This window comes from Pseudomonas protegens (genome assembly GCF_003732485.1).
Lineage (GTDB): Bacteria > Pseudomonadota > Gammaproteobacteria > Pseudomonadales > Pseudomonadaceae > Aquipseudomonas > Aquipseudomonas protegens_B.
The window spans coordinates 289,663-309,618 of the sequence record NZ_MOAK01000043.1 but is presented as its reverse complement, the minus strand read 5'-3'; the positions used below and the strand labels follow the sequence as shown (position 1 = coordinate 309,618).

General features: G+C 63.8%; 17 protein-coding genes. 6 read left to right on the top strand and 11 right to left on the bottom strand.

The window, feature by feature from the left end; all coding sequences use genetic code 11:
* On the top strand, positions 1–1,353 hold a 1,353-nt coding region (locus tag BLX41_RS35055), incomplete at its 5' end, for an MlaD family protein (RefSeq protein ID WP_259744673.1).
* 156 nt (positions 1,354–1,509) lie between these two features.
* On the opposite strand, the gene mksF is transcribed toward BLX41_RS35055, so the two are convergent.
* The 3 genes from mksF to mksB are packed head-to-tail and all read right to left on the bottom strand — an operon-like array spanning position 1,510 to position 6,324.
* Entirely contained in the window at positions 1,510–4,353 is a 2,844-nt protein-coding gene (gene mksF / locus BLX41_RS10945) for an Mks condensin complex protein MksF (RefSeq protein ID WP_123724881.1), read from the bottom strand.
* On the bottom strand, positions 4,350–5,057 hold the full coding sequence (mksE, locus tag BLX41_RS10940) for an Mks condensin complex protein MksE (RefSeq protein ID WP_123724880.1): 708 nt from the start codon (positions 5,055–5,057) through the stop codon (positions 4,350–4,352). Before mksE ends, mksF begins: the two co-directional genes overlap by 4 nt.
* The gene (gene mksB / locus BLX41_RS10935) at positions 5,047–6,324 is read right to left on the bottom strand and encodes an Mks condensin complex protein MksB (protein ID WP_041120711.1); all 1,278 of its coding nucleotides are present in this window, start codon (positions 6,322–6,324) and stop codon (positions 5,047–5,049) included. The genes mksE and mksB overlap by 11 nt, the downstream gene beginning before the upstream one ends.
* 179 nt (positions 6,325–6,503) lie before the next feature.
* On the opposite strand from mksB, the gene BLX41_RS10930 reads away from it, so the two are divergent.
* Positions 6,504–7,304: an energy transducer TonB gene (locus BLX41_RS10930; RefSeq protein ID WP_123724878.1), complete on the top strand. Its 801-nt coding sequence runs from the start codon at positions 6,504–6,506 to the stop codon at positions 7,302–7,304.
* Positions 7,301–7,753, top strand: coding sequence for a ribosomal protein S18-alanine N-acetyltransferase (gene rimI, locus BLX41_RS10925; protein ID WP_011063479.1), 453 nt, complete (start codon positions 7,301–7,303; stop codon positions 7,751–7,753). The genes BLX41_RS10930 and rimI overlap by 4 nt, the downstream gene beginning before the upstream one ends.
* Before the next feature lie 138 nt (positions 7,754–7,891).
* Here the strand turns inward: rimI and BLX41_RS10920 are convergent, their stop codons facing one another.
* Positions 7,892–8,224 (bottom strand): serine kinase/phosphatase, encoded by a 333-nt coding sequence (locus BLX41_RS10920; RefSeq protein ID WP_123724877.1) that lies wholly within the window; start codon positions 8,222–8,224, stop codon positions 7,892–7,894.
* A gap of 152 nt (positions 8,225–8,376) precedes the next feature.
* Here BLX41_RS10920 and can point away from each other — a divergent pair, with 152 nt between their 5' ends.
* Positions 8,377–9,021, top strand: coding sequence for a carbonate dehydratase (can, locus tag BLX41_RS10915; protein ID WP_123724876.1), 645 nt, complete (start codon positions 8,377–8,379; stop codon positions 9,019–9,021).
* Between the two features lie 47 nt (positions 9,022–9,068).
* Here can and BLX41_RS10910 read toward each other — a convergent pair whose 3' ends face one another.
* From BLX41_RS10910 to BLX41_RS10890, 5 genes are all read right to left on the bottom strand, one after another.
* Positions 9,069–10,241 (bottom strand): hypothetical protein, encoded by a 1,173-nt coding sequence (locus tag BLX41_RS10910; protein WP_123724875.1) that lies wholly within the window; start codon positions 10,239–10,241, stop codon positions 9,069–9,071.
* Between the two features lie 115 nt (positions 10,242–10,356).
* Positions 10,357–12,021: a J domain-containing protein gene (locus BLX41_RS10905; RefSeq protein ID WP_123724874.1), complete on the bottom strand. Its 1,665-nt coding sequence runs from the start codon at positions 12,019–12,021 to the stop codon at positions 10,357–10,359.
* Between the two features lie 11 nt (positions 12,022–12,032).
* Complete coding sequence (locus tag BLX41_RS10900; protein ID WP_123724873.1) at positions 12,033–13,730, bottom strand: molecular chaperone HscC; 1,698 nt, start codon at positions 13,728–13,730, stop codon at positions 12,033–12,035.
* A 192-nt stretch (positions 13,731–13,922) separates the two neighbouring features.
* Entirely contained in the window at positions 13,923–15,623 is a 1,701-nt protein-coding gene (locus tag BLX41_RS10895) for an acid phosphatase (RefSeq protein ID WP_123724872.1), read from the bottom strand.
* 195 nt (positions 15,624–15,818) lie between these two features.
* A complete protein-coding gene (locus BLX41_RS10890) occupies positions 15,819–17,237 on the bottom strand; it encodes a short-chain fatty acid transporter (protein WP_123724871.1) in 1,419 nt (472 codons plus the stop codon).
* Between the two features lie 114 nt (positions 17,238–17,351).
* Between BLX41_RS10890 and BLX41_RS10885 the strand changes: the two genes are divergently transcribed.
* Together BLX41_RS10885 and BLX41_RS10880 are read left to right on the top strand one after the other, a co-directional pair.
* Positions 17,352–17,585 carry a helix-hairpin-helix domain-containing protein gene (locus BLX41_RS10885; RefSeq protein WP_123724870.1) on the top strand — a complete coding sequence of 78 codons (234 nt, stop codon included), beginning with the start codon at positions 17,352–17,354 and terminating at the stop codon, positions 17,583–17,585.
* A gap of 4 nt (positions 17,586–17,589) precedes the next feature.
* Positions 17,590–18,978, top strand: coding sequence for an aminotransferase-like domain-containing protein (locus tag BLX41_RS10880; RefSeq protein WP_259744671.1), 1,389 nt, complete (start codon positions 17,590–17,592; stop codon positions 18,976–18,978).
* On the opposite strand, the gene panB is transcribed toward BLX41_RS10880, so the two are convergent.
* Both panB and BLX41_RS35050 read right to left on the bottom strand, forming a co-directional pair.
* Positions 18,966–19,793, bottom strand: coding sequence for a 3-methyl-2-oxobutanoate hydroxymethyltransferase (gene panB / locus BLX41_RS10875; RefSeq protein ID WP_123724868.1), 828 nt, complete (start codon positions 19,791–19,793; stop codon positions 18,966–18,968). The genes BLX41_RS10880 and panB overlap by 13 nt on opposite strands.
* A 40-nt stretch (positions 19,794–19,833) precedes the next feature.
* On the bottom strand, positions 19,834–19,956 hold the full coding sequence (locus BLX41_RS35050; RefSeq protein WP_259744670.1) for a hypothetical protein: 123 nt from the start codon (positions 19,954–19,956) through the stop codon (positions 19,834–19,836).

Below are 19,956 nucleotides of genomic sequence, written 5' to 3'. Positions count from 1 at the left end.
GATCTCACCAGTGCCACCGCCGAACTGACCCTCGATCCACTGGCTGAGGACTATCTGGTCCAGGGCACCCAGTTCTGGACTGTCAAACCTTCGATCTCCCTGGCAGGGATCACAGGGCTCGAGGCCTTGGTAAAAGGTAACTACATCGCCATCCGCCCCGGTGACAAGGGCGCCGCCCCCCAGCGGGAGTTCGAAGCCCGGGCCAAGGCGCCTCCCCTGGACCTGCGAGCACCTGGCCTGCACATGGTGCTGTTTACCGACAATCTTGGCTCCCTGGATGTGGGCAGTCCGATTCTCTACAAGCAGGTCAAGGTCGGTTCGGTGCAGAGCTACCAGTTCTCCCACACCCGCAAGCAAGTGGTGATCGGTGTTCATATCGAGAAAGAGTACGAGGGACTGGTCAATGGCTCGACGCGTTTCTGGAACGTCAGTGGCATCACCCTCACGGGTGGCCTCACCGGCGGTATCCAGATCAAGAGCGAGTCGCTGCAAAGCCTGATGGCCGGCGGTATTTCCTTCGAGACGCCACAGCCCAACGTTCCGTTGAAAAAACGCATCCCGCGCTTTCGTCTGTTTGCTAACCAGGAAGAAGCTGCACAGCGGGGGATCCTGGTGAACATCAAGGTCGATCGCGCCGATGGCTTGCGTGCCGGTACTCCAGTGCGCTTCAAGGGCCTGGATGTAGGCAAGCTGGAAGCGGTGACCCTCAGCGCCGACATGCAGTCGGTGATGCTCAAGGCGCGGATCACCGAAGTGCCCGAGCGTATTGCCCGAGTCGGCAGCCAGTTCTGGGTGGTCAAGCCGGAACTGGGGCTGATGAAAACCTCGAACCTGGAAACCCTGGTGACAGGCCAATACATCGAAGTTCAACCCGCAGCGAAGAATCTGGGCGCGCAAACCAGCTTTGTCGCCTTGGCGCAGCCGCCGGAAGCCAGCGTCCAGGAAGCGGGACTGAGCCTGGTACTGAGCGCTGCTCGACGTGGCTCACTGAAGGTGGGCGTACCGGTGACTTATCGCGAAGTGACAGTGGGCAAGGTCACGGGCTATGAACTGGGGCAGACCGCCGATCGGGTACTGATCCATATCCTCATCGAGCCCAAGTATGCACCGCTGATCCGCGGTGGTACGCGCTTCTGGAACAGCAGTGGATTTGGCGTGGACTTTGGTCTGTTCAAAGGCGCCACAGTACGCACCGAATCCCTGGAGACCCTGATTCAGGGCGGTATTGCTTTCGCTACCCCGGATGGCGAGCGCATGGGCAACCCGGCCCGCCCGCAACAGACGTTCCCCCTGTTCGACAAGTTCGAGGATGAATGGCTGACCTGGGCCCCCAAGATCCCGTTGGGCAAATAACCCTCTCGTAGGAGCCGGCTTGCCGGCGAAGAGGCCCTCAAGTCCTGCGTTTTTCTAGAGGACGCCTTCGCTGGCAAGCCAGCTCCTACAAAAGCTATCCAATAAAAAAGGCCGCACTCGAAAGAGTGCGGCCTTTTTCGTTGCAGCGTTACGAAATCAGACTTCGTCCAGCTCCGCTTCTGCCTCGGCTTCCACGTTCTGAGTCGCCTTGACCTGATCATGACGACGGATGAACTTCCAGTCCGCCTCGTCGATGTAAATACCATTCGGACCGCTGCCGCCCTCCAGGTCGATGGCTACCTGGGCCGACACCTGTGGCTTCACACTGGCCAGGATCGGTACGAAGCCCAGCTGCAGGCTGGTTTCCAGCAGCGCCGCCTGGTTGCGTTCGTCGATGTCCGCGGCCTCGTCGAGGTAGTAGGGCAGGCGGATGCGCCCGGCCTGGTCGCGATCCATCAAGTGCAGCAACAGGTACATGTTGGTCAGCGCCTTGATGGTCATGGTGGTGCCGTTGGACGCTGCGCCATCGATGTCGGTGTGGATCACCGGCTGGCCGTTGACCTTGGTGATCTCGAACGCCAACTCGAACAAATCCTTCAGGCCCAGCTGGTTGTGGTTGGCTGCTACCAACCGCGCCAGGTACTCCTTGGCCTCTTCGTTCTTGTTGTCCTGCTCGGCGCTCTGGCTCAGGTCGAACACCGAAAGGGTCTCGCCTTCCTCGTACTGGCCGGCGCTGTGGATGATCTGGTCGATGTGCTTGAGGGCTTCCTTGTTCGGCGCCAGGACGATGCGGAAGCTTTGCAGGTTGGACACCTGGCGCTTGTTGATCTCGCGGTTGAACAGCGCCAGCTGGTGTTCCAGGCTGTCGTAGTCGCTGCGGATATTGCGCAGGGTCCGGGCGATATCGGTCACCGCCGCGCGGCGTGCCTTGCCCAGGGTCAGGGCTTCTTCAGTGCGGTGCGAATAGGCGTTGATCAACAGCTGCAGGCGGCGCTCGACGTCATCCTCGCTGTCGAACTTGGCCACGCCCTTGAGGCGCACCTGGGCATACAGCGCTTCGATCTGTCCGTCGACCCGCTGCAGGCCCTGCCAGCTGTCCTGGTAGTCGTTGAGCAATGGCAGCAGGTTGTCCATGGAATCGTCCACCGGGTCCATGAACGGCGTACCGAACGGCAGGTCCGCCGGCAGCAGTTGACGGCGACGCAGGGCGTCGTCGAGGGTGCGCTGCTTGGCTTCCATGTCGGCGATCTGCCGGCCCACCAGTTGCAGCTTGGCCGACAGTTGCTGGACGCGTTCGGTGAAGGCATCGCTGGAGCGCTTGAGTTCGTCCTGAGCGGCTTCCATCTGCGCCAGCTGTTCCAGCTTCTCGCCTTCCTCGGCGCTCAGGGTCTGGGCGCGACGGAAATCTTCCAGGGCTTTCTGGGCATCCAGCACCTGTTGGTACAGGGCTTCGGTCTGGGTCTTGCTCGCGGCGCGGTCGGCGGCCACGGCAGCCTGGGTCTTGAGCTGCTTGAGTTCTTTTTCCAGACGCTCCTTCTGATCACGCAGGGCGGCGCGGTCAGCCAGGGCCTGCAAGGCTGGCGGCTCGATGTGGGAGATGTCGATGGACAGCCCCGGCACTTCGAAGCGCTCGCCCTTGAAGCCATCGAGGATCAGCTCCACCGACTTCACCCACTCGCCGTTGTCGTCCAGGGCGATGCCGTGCTCGCCCAGGGGCAGGCTGAACAGCGCGCTGTTGAACAGACGCATCAGGCGTTCCACGTCCTGTTGGGAGAACTCCTCGCGCAGACGGGCGTAGCTGTTGTTGTCGGCGTGGTCGAGCTGCTGCTTGACCGATTTCAGGCGTTTTTCCAGGTCCCGCAGGCGCTCTTCCAGGTCTTCGGCGGAGAATTGCCGGGACTGGGCCAGGGCGCCGGCTAGCTCGTCGTGAGCATCCTTGGCCGCCAGCAGTTGCTGTTCCAGGACCTTGACGTCATCCACCAGGGCGAAGCGATGCTTGAGCACCGACAGCTCACCCAGCCAGCGCTGGGTGCCGGTGATTTCCCGCTCCAGGCGCATCATTTCCTGGGTGCTGCTGCGCTGGTCGTTCTGCAGCGCGTCCTGCTCGTTGCGGTAGTGCTCGGCCTGGATGGTCAGCTCTTCCTTGCGGGCGCCGGCGTAGTCCGACCAGGTGCCCAGCAGCGAGTCCAGCAAGGGCGACAGGCGATGCAGCTTGCCCCGCAGAACGTCCCGCTGCTTCACGCCGTTGGCCAGGGCCTCCACCAGAGGGCCTGCGGCCACCAGGGAGTTGTAGTCCTGCTCCATGCGTCGCACATCGCGGAAGGCTTCGTCGCACGCGGCGATGTAGTCGACGCTGCCGGAGCGCAGGCTGTGCTCGAAGGCGTCGAGGAACAGCTGCTTGAGCTTGGCCGCGGTGATTTCGCGCATGTGCAGCAGGTTGATGAACAGCGCACGGAAGGTCTTCAGGCTCTGCTCGCTGGTGGAGCGCAGCGGGATCAGGGTCAGGTCCAGGGGAATCGAGGTGTGGCCGCCCACCAGCAGGCGGCGCAGTTCATCCGGCTTGAGTTCATAGGCCTTCAGGCCCTGGCGCTCCAGGTTGGTGAACAGCTCTTTCTGCCGCAGGCAGGTGTCGTCCTTCTGGTAATGCGCCAGGTCCAGCTGTCCGGCGTAGGCGAAGAACTGGTGGCCGAAACCGCCGCCGGGGCCGCGACCGACCACGCCGATCACATGGGGGCCGTGGGGCAGCGAGACTTCCACCAGGATGTAACTGGTGTCCGAGGCGAAGTAGAAGCGCCGGGATTGCTCCAGGCTGTACTTGCCGAAGCTCATGTCCGACATGCGCGCCAGGATCGGGAATTGCAGGGCGTTGATCGACGCCGACTTGCCCAGGTTGTTGGCCCCGTAGACCGACAGCGGCTCTTCCAGGGGGAACAAGCCGAGGCTGTAGCCGGCGGTGTTCAGTAGGGCAAAGCGGCGGATGCCGTAGCGTTCCTTGCTCATGCGTCGAGCTCCTGTTCTTCGGCGATGGCCCGGGCCAGCGCGTCTTCTTCACTTTCTTCGGACTCGTCGAATTCGCTCAGGTCCAGCGGGTCATCGGTCTGCAGCAGCTTCTCGTCGCTGTCGGGGTCCACCAGCACCGGGGTCGGCAGTGGCAGCACGCTGTGCAGGCTGGCGGCCAGGTCGCGGTCCTGCTGCACGGAAAGGCAGACATCGAGGAAGCGGTGCATCGGCGGCAGGAAGCGGTAGATCCCCGGCTCCTCGACGGCAAACCCCAGCTGGGTCATGCGGCGCATGATTTTCTCTTCCAGCTCTTCCTGGGTCTGCACTTCGGCCTGGATGAACAGGTCGCGGTATTTTTCCAGCAAGGACGGCAATTCGTCACGGCCCAGGCTGCCGCCATCGAGCACGGCGATCGGGTCGCGGCCCTGGTCGGCCAGGTGCTCCACCAGGATGAAGGTGAACAGCGCCAGGCGTTGGGCGGTCTTGTTCACCTGGGCGGCGGCGTTGTCCGGCACGAAGTAGTAGAAGCCGCGGGTATCGCACACCAGCTCGAAGCCCAGGGCCTTGAACAGGGTGCGGTACTGGTCCTGGAAGTTCGACAGTTGGGCGTACAGCTCCGGGTCGCGGCGGCTGACGTGGTAACCCTTGAACAGCTCGCGGAAGATCGGCGCCAGCTGGGACAGTTCGGAAAGATCAAGATGCATTGGCGTTGCTCGCAGAATGCTCGGCGGCGTCATCGCGGGCCGAGAGCAGGGCGAAGGAGCGCAGGCTGACCTGGTGCTCCTGGGTGTGGTAGTCGCGGCGTTCGAGGCGCTCGCGCTTGAAGCGTTTTTCCCGGGACAGGCGGGAGAACCAGTACAACAATTCGTCGGTGGCGCCATCGGGCTCCTGGTCCAGCAGCCAGCTCATCAGGTCCGGCATCGGCAGGGCGTCTTCGCAACGCTCGAGCATTTCCCGAACGGTGCGCGGTGCCTTGGGAGCCACGCCCTTGTGGGTCTTGTGGGCCTTGGGGAAGCGCGCCGGCTTGGGTTCGAAGCGGGCCAGGGCGTAGACATAGGCTTCTACCTGGCCGGAACTGCCGAGGAAGGTGCTTTGCGGACGGGTGAACATCGGCATCGCTGCCTGGGGCACCGCGTCGATGCCCTTGCGCCGGATCGCCGACAGGGCCAGGGCTGCACCGCGGGTCACGGCGTTGTGGCGGCGGGCTTCTTCACGCAGCGGCAGCAGCAGTTCCCGGGCGTGGCGCAGGGTCAGCTGGGCGCTGGTCTGCATTTCCAGGATCCGCGCGTGGGTGCGCAGCAGCATGTCGTCGTCCACCAGGTGGCCCAGGCGCTGCTGCTCGGTAAGCATGCGCAGCAGGACGTTCTCCACCTTGCGCACGCCCTGTTCGAAGGCGCCGTCGGCGTTCACCAGCTGGATCATTGGTTCGACGTATTCGTCCCAGGTGGCCAGCACCTCGGCATAGCGCTGGCGCAGGGGGATCTGCCGGTCGCTGGTCTTGGCGCGCTCGGCCACGGCCACCAGGGCCTGTTCGTCGTTGGCGAGCTTCTTCAGGACATCGCGCACGCGCATGTCCAGCAGCCGCAGCTGGCGCGCCAGGTCGTTGCCGTCGCGCACGTCGAAGGCGTCCTGGATGTAACCGGCCAGGCGCTCGAGGTGGCGCAGGTAGGCTTCGATCTCCAGGCACAGACCCAGGCGGTGTTCACGGCGCAGGTAAGCGAGGAAGTCGTGGATCTGCGCATTGAGCTCGAAACGGTTCGGGCTTTTCGCCACCGGGACCAGGATGTCCAGGCGTATCCATACGTCCAGCAGGTGGGTGATGTCCTGGGGCGTGCTGTCCAGTTGTTGGGCAGACAGCTGTGAGCGCAGTTCGGCAAGACTCAGGGTGCCTTGGTCGAAGTGCTCGCACAGCGGCTCCAGAAGTGCCCAGTGTTCGGCGAGGGCGCGCAAGACGCGCTTGGGTTCGATCATCGGAATGGCCGGCTGGTTGGCAATGAAAAGCGGCGATTGTACTGCATCAGGGGGCTGACGATTCACCCCCAGGTCCAGGTATGAGACGGACAGTCGCTTTTGTGGGCAATCAACAGCAGGCGATCTTTGCCGAAGGACGGTAGAATCCCCCAACTCAGTTATCCACAAGTGGCCGACCTTTGCTTATCGAGTCCCGTCGTCGCGCTTATCTGTCCGCCATGCAGGTGGTCAGTTGGCTGCCGCGCAGCGAATTGCCCTTTGCCGCCCCTTCGCGCCCCGAGTTGCTGGCCCTGCCGGAACCGGAGCTTGCGGCGCCGCCTGCCCCCGTGGTCGAGGCCAAAGCCCCGGCGGCCGCGGCGGCAAAGACCAGCGAGCGGCCGAAAATCGAAGTGCCGCGGCCATCCGCCACGCCCGCGCGCTCGGCCAGCAAGCCCGTGGCCGAAGGCGAAGAAGCCCCGGCACCGGTGGTCAAGGCGCCGGTGGTACCGCCGCCGCGCTTTGCCCTGCAACTGCTGCGAGCCGGCCGTTGCCTGCTGCTGGTGGAGTTACCCACAGGGGAAGCCTTCCAGAGTCGCGATCCGGCCTATCTGCTGCTCAAGGACATGTTGCGCGCCGCCGGCCTGCCGGACAGCCCACAGATTCTTGCCGAACCGGTGCGCTGGCCGATGCTGACCCGGGGTAACCTCGACCAGGGGCCGGAAGCCGCCCGGGACTTCGTCCAGGCCTTTGTCGGCGTGCGAATCGAAGAAGAACCCTGCGTCTGCCTGTGGCTGATCGGTTTGCCGGCAGTACGTTTCGCCGGGGAAGCCAACGCTGAATCCTACAACCGCGAACTCCAGGTCGAAGGCCTGGGTTCGGCCTGGGCCTTGCCCGGCCTGGAACTATTAATGGAAGAGCCACAGCGTAAGGCTGATGTCTGGCAAGCCATGCGTCGATTGATGACGCGCTGGAAAAGCACGAATGAGCAAAATGACCAATGAGTGACGCGTTGACCTTCCGCCTGGCCACCGAAGCGGACCTGGATAGCATCCTGAAAATCGAATATGCGGCGTTCAGCCATCCCTGGACCCGGGGCATTTTCATGGATGCCTTCAAGTCCTACGAAGTCTGGCTGATGTTCGAAGGCAGCCAGCAAGTGGGCCACGGGGTGATCCAGGTGATCATCGACGAGGCCCATCTGCTGAACATCACCGTCAAGCCGGAAAGCCAGGGCCGTGGCCTGGGGCTGCGACTCCTTGAGGAGCTGATGAAGCGTGCCTACCAGAAGGATGCACGGGAGTGTTTCCTCGAAGTTCGCTCCAGCAACCAGACCGCCTATCGGCTTTATGAGCGTTATGGCTTCAATGAAGTGGGGCGCCGTCGCGACTATTATCCGGCAGTGGGTGGTCGCGAAGACGCCCTGGTCATGGCCTGTACCCTGGTCGACTGAGCCTTAAACCAGCACGCAGGCAGCTGCAGGAGCTGGCTTGCCAGCGAAGGCGCCATTCAGGGCGATGCATGGCTGAGGGCCTCTTCGCCGGCAAGCCGGCTCCTACGGGAGACGGCATCATTGAATGCGGCGTCAAGCTCAGGGTTTGCCGTCCAGCGGGTCGCGGCGCGCAAGTTCGGCTTCATCCAGACCAGCGCCGCCACCAATGTCTGCGCCATCGACAATACTCAGATCCCAGTCCGCCGGTTTATCGGCTCCGGCTTCCCGGGCGGAGCGGGCTCCATCCTCGCGGATCAGGGTTTCCGGACTCAGGTCATCGTCGCTGGAGCCGTCGCTGGTGAGGGTGCCGCTGCTCCTGGCGCCCGGTTCATCGTCATCGAAATGCAGCTCCTCCATGGAGCCCATGCGATCTTGGTCATCGTCGATGGGTTCGGGCTGGGGGGCGGCGAAGGGGCGTCGTGATTCGGTCATGGCAATTCCTCATACTTCAGGGGCTTGAAGGGTGGACCCGTGGTCCCACTGAAGATTCCCGCGCAAGGGATGACCGGTATCTGCAGCAACACGCGTGACCCCGACAGGCGGTCGTCTGTCAAAGCAGCGCATCATTCTTGAGGCTTCACAGCATGAACGAACTACAAGATCTGATTGATAACAACGAGCGTTGGGCCGAGGCGATCAAGCAGGAAGATCCGGACTTCTTCTCCAAGCTGGCCCGCCAGCAGACCCCGGAATACCTGTGGATCGGCTGTTCGGACGCGCGGGTGCCGGCCAACGAGATCGTCGGCATGTTGCCGGGCGACCTGTTCGTGCACCGCAACGTGGCCAACGTGGTACTGCACACCGACCTCAATTGCCTGTCGGTGATCCAGTACGCAGTGGATGTACTCAAGGTCAAGCACATCCTGGTCACCGGCCACTATGGTTGTGGCGGCGTGCGTGCCTCGATGCAGGATCGCCAGTTTGGCCTGATCGATGGCTGGCTGCGTTCCATCCGCGACCTGTACTACGAGCATCGTGAAGTGCTGGGGCAATTGGCCACGGAAGAAGAGCGGGTCGACCGCCTATGCGAGCTGAACGTGATCCAGCAGGTGGCCAACGTCGGGCACACCAGCATCGTGCAGAACGCCTGGCATCGTGGGCAGAGCCTGTCGATCCACGGTTGCATCTACGGGATCAAGGACGGTCGCTGGAAGAGTCTGAACGCCACCATCAGCGGTTTCGAGCAACTGCCACCGCAATATCGCCTGCGTCCTCTCGGCGCTGTCTGAACGCTGGCTGGCCGCTGCGTTGTAAGCGCAGCGGCCAGCGGCGGGCTTCAGATGTGTGGCACCTCGGTGCTTGGCGCCGGGGCAGGGGCCTTGAGCTGGTTGAGCTGGGTCTTGACCGGCGTACTGGTGCATTTGGCTGCGGCCTGCTGCTCGGTCAGCTTGCGCACCGAGGTGTAGAACAGTTCGCAGGTCTGCACTTTCTGCGTCACTTGCCAGGTCTGGGTGCAACGGCTGAGCAGGGTGCTCGGGTCCGTCCCCGGCTTGCTGCCCATACCGGCCTGCCAGCAGGCCGCACTCAAATCCTGTCCCATGACTTTCAGCCCTGCGGCGTCGGCCTTGGCCTCGTCGTTGTCATAGTTGTCCGGGTCCGCGGCGTACCAGATGTAGCTCGGGTGGTTGGAGCCCAGTACTGGCACCTTCACGCCTTCGCTGGGGCTGATCTGCGCCAGGCCCAGCACATTCACCGTGACCCCGTACTGCTGCTTGAGCCAATTGCGCACCGGTGCGCCGAAGGCCACCATCGGCAGGGCCGTGCCGCTGGCGTTCTGGCTGACCTGCTTGACCATGCTGGTCTGGTAGCTGTTGAAGTAGCTGTAGACCCCTTCCAGGTCCTTGCCGGCACTCGATGGCGCGGCGATCGGTGCGATGTCGACAATGGTCTGGTACGCCGGGGTCTGCTCGACGGCGATGCCGTTGGCCGTCAGCAGGGTGGCCCAGCGGTCGGTGGTGGCCGACTCCAGATAGTCCTGGGCCTGGGTCAGCGAGTAGTCCGGCGGGAAGTGCAGCAATTCGACGCTCTTGCGGTTTTCCAGGGCCATGCCCAGGGGCAGGAACAGGTACCAACTGTAGGCCCATTTGCCATCGGCATTGAGCTGGCTGGCGCCCTTGTAGGCCAGGTCGCCGGCATCCAGCAGGGCGCTCAAGGGCTTGTCGTAGCCGGCTGGGACGCCACTGATGGCGGCCACAACCTTGTCCCCCGCCGTTTTCACGCTGACCTTGGCCGTGCTGTAGCCATCGCGCTGCACGCTCTGTGTCAGGTAGTGCTCCACCGTCCGCTCCAGGGTCCAGTTGCGAAAGCAGATGACGTTGCAGTTATTGGGGTAGGCGAAGAGCTGGGTGACGCGCTGGGGACTGCCCAGATCGACCTCTACATCGGCCTGGGCCGTCGTGCTCAGGGCGGCGGCCGCCAGGGCCAGGGTGATTCCTGCGAATTTGAACATGCTCAGATCCTTTTCAGCGTGAACCCCTTCGAAGGGGGCAAGACATACTGAAACAGCACTGAGCGGAGAAACAGCCGGGAGCGAAAAAATATCCATTGCCCCGGCCGCGCAGGATTCAACCAGGCATGAGGCGCGTCCAGGGAAAACCCGGGGCATGGATTTGACAGACCCGGATGAGCACCACCATGACGACCAGATAGACCGGCTGCCAGGGGCTGAAGTGATTCCAGTGCAAGGCGCCCAGCCAGGGACTGCGGGCACGGAAGTCCGGGTCCGGCTGGCCGATACGTCGCGAATGCAGCAGGCCGATCAGCACAAAGCCCAGGTAGGCCAGTACCCCCAGAATCCCCAGCCAGTAGCCGAACAGGCCCAGCATGACCGCTTGCGGCACGCCGTGGCGCAACACCAGCCAGTGCTGGTGCGGATTCAGGCGTTTGGGCACCAGGCGCTCGCTCAACCACAGGTCGATGGCCAGCAGGCGGGCGATCGCAGGGGCCCAGGTGTTGAGCAGGATCAGCCCGAAAATCGCCAGGACACCCCCACAGATCAGCCCCAATATCACTGCAAGTGCTGTGCTGTGCTGGGGCTTGTTCATGAAATACAGGCTCAGGGCCAGCCCCGTGGCGACCCCGGACCTGATCCAACTGTCCACGCCCTGCGGACGCGGCATCAGGTTCTTCCAGAAAAACACATCGCTGCGAGGCAGCCGCTCCAGCAGCGCCGGGAAACGTGAGGCCAGGGTCTGCGACAGTTCCATGCAGGCCTGCCAATGTTCGTCTTCGAAGTGCCGGGTCAGGGCGACCTGACGACGTCGGGGCATGGGGTGCAGCAGCAGGCGAGCCGCGGCGACGTCCGGATTTGCTTCGCCGGTTTTCCCGGCGTTGGCCAGGAGGTTCTGATGGAAGGCTTCCTGTTGGCAGCGCTCGATCAGCGATTCCCAGATCCAGGAGGGTTGGGGAGTGACGCCGCGACTTTCATCCCAGCCGAACAATTGGCACACCCGGTCGAACAGAGGCACCGGCCAGTGGTGCTGGTGGAGCAGTTCCAGAATCAGGCTCTGCCAGTTCTGACGATTATCGAAGATCCGTAGCCAGGGTTGTTCGGTGTAGCTCACCAACTGTGCGAGAAAGGCGCGCTCCTGGCCCGCCTGCAACAGCTCCCCCAGCGTCCGGCGGTATTCCTGCAGCAATGTCTGCATCAGGAATGCTTCCTGCCAGGTTTCCATGGCGGGATGTTGCCAGGGAGTCAGCCAGTCCAGGTGCTGGGCTGCCCAGGCGATGATCGCTACGTATTGCTCAGGGTGCGCACAACACGAGACCAGCAGACGCTTCAGGAAATCCTCTTCACAGCCCAGTTGTCGGGCCTGCTGCCAGCGCTCAGGCAGGTTGTCGAGGCTGAGCTCCTTGAGCAACGGCAATGCCGTCGCTGCTGCGGGGCGCGCTGGGGCGCTTTGCGGTGGCGCTGTGGGGATCCAGTCCGGGAGTGGTTCGACGACCAGCGGCGACAGCTCCACCAGGCTCGACCACTGCTGCAGGTTGTCCGGGGCCGGGGCCTGGGGGGACAGGCAGGTGTCGTCGCTCACTTGGGGCGCTTCGTCCTGGGTCGCCTCATCGACCCGCCAGCGGGCCAGTTGCAGCGCGCGCTCGTAGGCCTCGCGCAAGCGCTGGAAGCCTTCGGCATCTTCGTCGGGACGGGTGGTTTTCAGGCGTTTGGCATAGCTGCGCTTGATGCTGCGCTCATCGGCATCGTTCGGCAGCTCCAGCAGGGACCAGCAATCCATGGCGCCGCTCCTCAGTGCCAGTGGCCATTTTCCAGGCGTTGCAGTTGCTCACTGAGCTGGCTGCGCACTTCGCGGATCTTGCGCTCATCCTGAGTCTCCAGCACTTGCTGGAACTGTCCGGCCCAGTAGCCGATCTGTTCGCGCAACTCCCCCAGGCTCTCCTGATAGAGGCGCTCCAGGCGGGCGCTGAGCAGGGTGTTGACCTGCTGGTCCCGGGGATGAACCTTCAACTGTTCCAGGGCCTTGAGGCGTTCCTGGATCTCCTGCGCGGTCAGCACGCCGGGGTTGTTCTCGATCACCAGGGAGTGGCTTTCACCGGTCAGGGGAATGCTCACCTGGGCTTCCAGCAGGCCGTTGATGTCGTAGGTGAAACGCACGTCCAGGGAGACTTCACCGGCCTTGCGCTTGGGGACGTTGATCTCCAGTTGACCCAGGGCGACGTTGTCGCGCACCAGCCGGCTCTCACCCTGGAAGATCTTCAACAGCACCTGTTCCTGGTTGTCATGCATGGTCTGCACGGTCCTGACCCGGCTCACCGGTACCACGCTGTTGCGCTCGATGATTGGCAGGTAGTGCCCGCTCTCGATCTGGTTGCCGTACTGCTGGGATGTTTCGATGCCCAGGGTGTAGGAGCAGACGTCGGTGAGCACCACTTCCTCCAGGGCCGCGGAGCGTGACTTGAGGGCGGCCTGGACCGCCGCGCCCTGGGCCACCACTTCGTCGGGGTCGAGGGTGATGGACGGAAAGCGCCCGAACAACCCCGCTGCCAGCTTGCGCACCAGAGGCATGCGGGTGGCGCCGCCTACCAGGAGGATTTCATCCAGGTCGCTGACCCGGATCCGGGCATCGCGCAGAGCCCGCTCGATGGGCGCCCGCAAGCGCTCCAGCAACGGTGTATAGAGATTGGCCAGTTGTGCCTGGGTGATGGTCTGGGTCCATTGCCGGCCGTCGACCCGCAAGCTGAACTCGGCGCTGGGTTCCTGGCCCAGGGCGCGCCGCACCCGCTCGGCTTCCCGGCGCAGGGCCTGGAGCACGCTCTGACGTTCGGGAAAGTCCGCCGCCTGGCCTTGCTGTTCGATGAAGTGCTCCAGCAGCAGACTGTCGAAATCCTCACCGCCGAGGAAGTTGTCGCCGGCGCTGGCACGGACTTCCATGACCCCGTCGAAGAGTTCCAGGATCGACACGTCGAAGGTTCCGCCGCCGAGGTCGAAGACCAGGAACGAGGTTTCCTTGTCGCGCTGGTGCAGGCCGTAGGCCAGGGCAGCGGCGGTGGGTTCGTTGATCAGTTTTTCCACCTTGAGCCCGGCCAGTTCGCCGGCGATCCGCGTGGCCTTGCGCTGGGCGTCGCTGAAATAGGCCGGCACGCTGATCACCGCCTCTTCCACCGGCTCGCCATAGGCCCGCTCAACGTCTTCCTTGAGGCTCTTGAGCACCAGGGCCGAGAGTTCTTCGGGGCGGTAGGTACGTTCCCCCAGGCGCACTTCGGTGGCGCTGCCCATGTAGCGCTTGAACAGCGCCGTGGTGAGCTGCGGGTGCGTGTGCAGGCGCTCCCTGGCGGCTTGCCCCACCAGGATCCGGCCTTCGTCGTCGAGGCCCACCACGCTGGGGGTGAGGAGCTGGCCCAGGGCGTTGGGCACCAGCTCGCTGGCGGTGTCGCGCCAGACCGCCACCAGGCTGTTGGTGGTCCCCAGGTCGATGCCTACGATCATGACGACGAACTCCCTTTTCAATCGGAAAACTGATGAAACAAATAAGTGGCGCGCAGGATATTACCCGTCGGGTGGATGGGTAAAGTGCGTGATATTACATGGCTATCATTGGCGCCAGTGCCGCAGCGCCGAAGCGGGTCTTGAGCTTCGGTTCTGCGGTGGCTGGCGGGCCCGTTGCGGGCCCCGCCGGGGTCAGACGCTGAAGTGCAGGGCGTTGGTCAGGTCGCCCATGGGTTTCTGGCCCCGGGCAAGCATGGCGTCATCACGTTCCTTGATGCCGTCCAGGGTTTCCAGTTGGAACACCCGGGTGATCAGCCGCAGGATCGAGGCGGTGTCATACACCGTGTGATCCACCGTGCCCTTGCGGGCGAACGGTGACACCACCAGGGCCGGAATCCGCGTGCCCGGGCCCCAGCGATCGCCCTGGGGCGGCGCCACGTGGTCCCACCAGCCGCCGTTTTCGTCGACGGTGACGATCACCACCATGTTTTTCCATTGCGGGCTCTCGCGCAGCACTTTCAGTGCCCGGTCGATATGCCGGTCGCCGGCGGCCACGTCGGCATAACCGGCGTGCAGGTTGAGGTTGCCCTGGGGCTTGTAGAAGGTCACCGCCGGCAGCTTGCCGGCCTCGGCGTCGGCGAAGAACTTGTTGGTGTTCGACTCGTCCCCCAGGCCGCCGTCGCGCAGGCGCTTGGCACGCTCGGCCGGATTCTCCGGACCCTGACGCACGAAGTAGTTGAACGGCTGATGGTGGTACTGGAAGTTGGGGATCTTGGGAATCCCGCCGGAATCCTTGAACTGCTCCAGGGTCGCCTGCCAGGCGCCGCCGTACCAGGCCCAGTCGACGTTCTTCTTCGACAGCTTGTCGCCGATGTGTTCGTGGGTCTGGGGCACCAGTACGCTGGGCAGGTCGGGCTTGGCATAGTCCGGACGCTCCGGATCGCGGATCCAGGTCGGCCAGTAGGGCGGGGCCATGGTATTGACTGCGTAACCGTCCGGGGTCAGGGCGCTGGGACCGAACTGTGGCGCACCTTCCATGGCACTGGCCGGGGACTTGTCCAGGGGCTTGAGGCGCGTGCCCTTGGGGTCGTCGCCCTGCAAGGTGGCGATCTGCGACTTGGCCACCGAGTTGGCGGCATCGGGGTAGAACGGCACCTTGGCACTGATCAGGTATTGGTGGTTGAGGAACGAACCACCGAAAGCCCCCTGGAAGAAGTTGTCACAGAGCACGAACTCCCGCGCCACATCCCACAGGCGCAAGGAGTAACGGGTCTGGGCGTAGTGGCCCATGGTCAGGGCGCCGGAGTCGGCCCAGGCCACGAAGCCATCGTTCTTGCCACCGTTGATCTGCATCTGGTTCTGGTAGAACACATGCCACAGGTCGCGGGTCACCAGGCCCAGGGGCAGGTCCTCGCCGCTGGGGCCCTTGAGGGCGAACGGCGCATTGGGCAGGTTTTCCTGGAACTGGGTTTCCACCGGGTAGGTGATGCCGTCCAGGGTCTGTGGCCCCACTTGCAGGATGCCGCCCCAGATGGGCGGCAGTTTCGACAGCAGGCTGCCATCGCGGTCCCGTTGCTGGAACGCTTCGGGCTTGAGGGCCGACAGCGGTTTTTCCACGCCGGGGAAGTTGGCGAACAGGTTGTTGAAGCTGCGGTTCTCGGCGAACAGCACCACCACGTTCTTCACCTGATCGCGCAGCGCCTTGTCCAGCTCAGTGGGGGACAGCGGGCGTTCATCCGGTTTGCCAGCGGGTTCGCCGGGCTTGCTGCAGGCGCTCAGGGTGGCGCCGACCCCAAGAACGGCAACGCCGCCAAGGAAGCGGCGGCGGCTGGTGTCTGTGGGTTGGTCGGTGTGGGTTTCGGGGGTGTCGCGCTGGTCGGTATCGTCGCTCATGTCGGCTCCTTGCACGTCGATCTGGAAATTCGTTACAAACTATTTCGGTCGCACGGTAACAACCGAATATGACGCAAAGACTACAGGAATGCTTCAAGAGTCCACTGCGATGAGCGGTGAAAAGTCTGAAATCCGCGTCGACAAAGACTTATCCACAGGCCCGCTCCGCTACGACGGAACGGGCTCGAGGAACCCTCAGGGAATCACGGGCGGCAAGTAGGTCAAGGTGGTGCCCAGGGCCCAGAGCAGGGCCAGCACCAGGGGGGTGTGCACCAGCAACTGGACGAAGGAAAAACCGATCAGGTCCCGGGCCTTCAAGCCCAGCACTCCCAGCAGCGGCAGCATGTAGAAGGGGTTGATCAGGTTCGGCAAGGCCTCGGCGGCGTTGTAGATCTGCACTGCCCAACCCAGGTGGTATTGCAGGTCATTGGCCACTTGCATCACATAGGGCGCCTCGATGATCCACTTGCCGCCGCCCGACGGAATGAAGAAGCCCAGCACCGCCGAGTACAGGCCCATCAACAGGGCGTAGGTATCGTGGGAGGCGATCTGCACAAAGAAGGTCGAGATGTGGTGGGCCAGGGTCTGGCCGTCCACGCCCTTGACCACCGTCATCAGTGCGGCAATGGAGCCGTACAACGGGAACTGGATCAGCACCCCGGTGGTGGTGGGCACCGCGCGGGCCACTGCATCGAGGAAGCTGCGGGGCCGCCAGTGCAGCAGGGCGCCGGCCATCAGGAACAGGAAGTTGTAGGTGTTGAGCCCGGAGATCGCGGTGATCGCCGGCTTGGTGGCGAACTCGTGATACAGCCAGCCGGCGGCCAGCAGCGCCAGGAGAATGGTCAGCAACGGGCTGTACTCCAGCCACTCGCCGGGACGGGTACGGGGCTGCGGCTTGGGCATGCTGAAGCTCGGGTCGACGCCACAGGCCTGGGCATCGCGGGCACTATTTGGCCCTGGAGCCGTGGCATAGGCGACGATCAGCGAGACGACGATCAAGGCCAGCAGCATCACTCCCGACTGCCAGAGAAAGATGGTCTGAGTGAAGGGAATCACCCCGGTAATGGCCAGGATCGATGGCGGCAGGCTGCCGGGGTTGGCCTGCAACTGCGCGGCCGAGGACGACAGCCCCAGGGCCCAGACAGCGCCCAGGCCCAGGTAGGCGGCCGCACCGGCCGCACGGTAGTCCATGCGCAGTTCGGTGCGCCGGGCTAGGGCCCGTACCAGCAGGCCGCCGAACACCAGGGACAGGCCCCAATTGAGCAGGGACGCGACCATGGAAATCAGCGCCACCCAGGCCACTGCCGAACGGCCGTTGTTGGGAATGTGTGCCAGCTTGTCGATCAGCTTCACTGCCGGCGGCGAGCTGGCCACCACATAGCCGCCAATGACCACGAAGGCCATCTGCATGGTGAAGGGAATCAGGCTCCAGAAGCCGTCGCCGAAGGCCATGGCGGCATCGGTGGGCTTGGCACCCATGGCCAGAGTGGCCAGGGCCACGATGATCACTGCCAGGGCGGCGAACACCCAGGAGTCGGGAAACCAGCGTTCGGCCCAGTTCGAACAGCGCAGGGCAAAGCGGGCGGAGCGGCTATCTTGAATATCAGCGGCCACGGAAATACCTCGGATTTATTATGTTTATCAGGAGGTCGGCTGCCCCAGGCAGAGGCGGCCGAGAACTGTGCAAGAATGCGGCAATTGCCACGGACTGCAAAGGACTGAACGTCGATGTCATTTTCTCCTGAAGAACGCGCCGCGCTGCTCAAGGTCAAGGGTGTCGGGCCCACAGTGGTGGGGCGGCTGGAGCAATTGGGGATCATGTCCCTGAGTCAGCTGGCCGCCGCCGATGCCCTGGATATCGTTACCCAGGCTTCAGCCCTGGTGGGGTCCAGCTGCTGGAAAAACAGCCCCCAGGCCCGCGCCGCGATCCAGGCCGCCATCGCCATGGCCAAGGGCAACTGAAGCAGTGAGCCGCGATCAACCCTTCGCCTATCAGGCGGTGTATCGCTACCTGTTGCAGTGGCTCGACAGCGTTGCGAGCGATCAGGAGCAGCGCCTGCCGTCCTTGCGGGAGTTGGCGCTGCGATTGAAGGTTTCCCTGTCCACTATCAAATACGCCTACGCCCTGCTTGAGGACGAGGGACGCATCTGCTCACGTCCGCGCCAGGGTTACTTCACCCGGGCGATGGTCAGCGCAGCTCTGCCGGTGGCCGGTCCCGCCTTGCTTGACGACCTTTATGCCCATGCCCGCCAGCCTGGACGCCTGGCGCTGTGCAGCGACGCACCGGCCATGCTGCTGTCCCTGGAGCAACCCTTGCTGATGACCGAGCGCGAGCTGGCCCGCCAGTACCCGCGAACCCAGGCACCGCTGTACCAGCCCTTGGGCGAGCAAGAACTGCGCAGTGAGTTGGCCCGGCGCTACACCCGCTCCACCTGCGATTACTGGCAGGCCGACCAGGTGTTTCTGGGGGCGGATCTGCGCAGTGTGCTGGAGTTGTCCTTGCAGGCATTGGACCTGGGCGACGGGGTGGCCCTGGTGGAGTCCCCCTGTTCCTGGGCAGTGCTGCGGCAACTGCGGGCCGCGCGCCTGCGGATCATCGAACTGCCGCTCAATGCCGCCGGCTGCTTCGACCTGCAACAGGTGCAGGCGTTGCTCAAGCACGAGCCGGTGCGGCTGGCCGTGCTCTCCTCGACGGTGAACATCCCTCACGGCAGCCTGATGCCGGCCGCCGACAAACAGCAGTTGTGCCGCTGGTTTGCCGAACGGGGGATCTGGCTGCTGGAGAACGACAGCTATGGTGAATTCAGCTTTGTCCCCGAGGCTGTCCGTTATCGGGATTTCGCCGATCCCGAGCGCCTGTTGGTGTTTGCCAGCCTGGACAAGGCCATAGGGGCCGAAGCGCCCTTCAGTTATGTGTTGAGTCGTAGTCTGGGCCCGCAACTGCACCGGCAGTTTCTCGAACGCTCCTTCCGACTTTCGCCGATCCGCCAGAAAGCCGTGGCCCGTCTGTTCAGCTCCGGGCGCCTCGACCAGCACCTGCACAAGCTGCGGGGCATGCTGCAACAGCGCATGCACCAGTTGCGCCAGTTGCTGGCGGAGCAGGCCGGGGCGCAATTGTTCGCGCCGATCCCGGCCGGCGGTGCAACCTTGTGGGTCGAAGCACGTCGGCCCGTGGCAATGACCCGGGTGTACGAGCAACTGCTGGCTCAGGGCATCGTGATCGCCCCGGGAAGCATCTTCAGCCAGCAAGGCCTGTGGCAGCATCACTTGCGCCTGAGCTACACCCTGGACTGGAGCAAGGACATTGCCGGAGCCCTGGGCCAGTTGGCCCAGGCGTTGGATCAGGCGTCCTGAGCCACCCCATAGCAGTGCCGCGCCTCGGGGAAGACACCGTCCCGAACCTCCGCCGCGAAGCGTTCGCAGGCCTGGCCGATCAGGGCGCCGGCATCGGCGTATTGCTTGACGAAGCGGGGTACTTGAGGCCCTCCGAGCCCCAGCAGGTCCTCGGTCACCAGCACCTGGCCATCGCAGGCTGGTGAGGCCCCGATGCCAATGGTGGGCATCGGCGAAAACTCGCTGATGCGTCGCGCCAGGGGTTGCGCGACCCCCTCCAGCAACAGACTGAAAGCGCCGGCGTCCAAGTGAGCGCGGGCGTCCGCCTCGATCTTGCGGGCCGCCTCGTCATCGAGTCCCTGAGCCTTGAAACCGCCCATCTGATTGACGTACTGCGGCATCAGGCCGATATGCGCCATCACCGGAATCCCGCGTTGCACCAGGAATTCCACGGTCGGCGCCAGGGCCTTGCCACCCTCCAGCTTGAGCGCGTCGCAGCCGGTGCGCGCCATGACCTCGGCGCAGTTGCGGTAGGCCTGTTGCGCAGATTCCTGGTAACTGCCGAAGGGCATGTCGGCGATCACGCAGGCCAGACGGCTGCCGGCGACTACGGCGCGGGTGTGGGCGATGATTTCCGCCAGGCTCATGTCCAGGGTCGAGGTGCGACCGTAGCCGACCATGGCCGTGGAATCGCCGATCAGGATGAAGTCCACGTAAGGGTCCATCAGCCGCGCCATGTGGCTGGTGTAGGCGGTGAGGGAGACGATCTTCTGCCGGCCTTTCATGGCCACCAGTTGCGGGACGCTCAGGCGGCGGGTGCGGGTATGCATGCTCATGACGACTTTCCTGGTTCTGCTGGGGTTGGAAAGTGCTCGATTATTGGCCCGGCGCCTGGGCATTCAATACACAGAGAACCGCGGAAAACCGACCCAGGGCCTGCAACGGGTTGTTCACCGGAACTTTTGCGTAGACCATGGCGCCTTCGCTTTGGACTGCCAC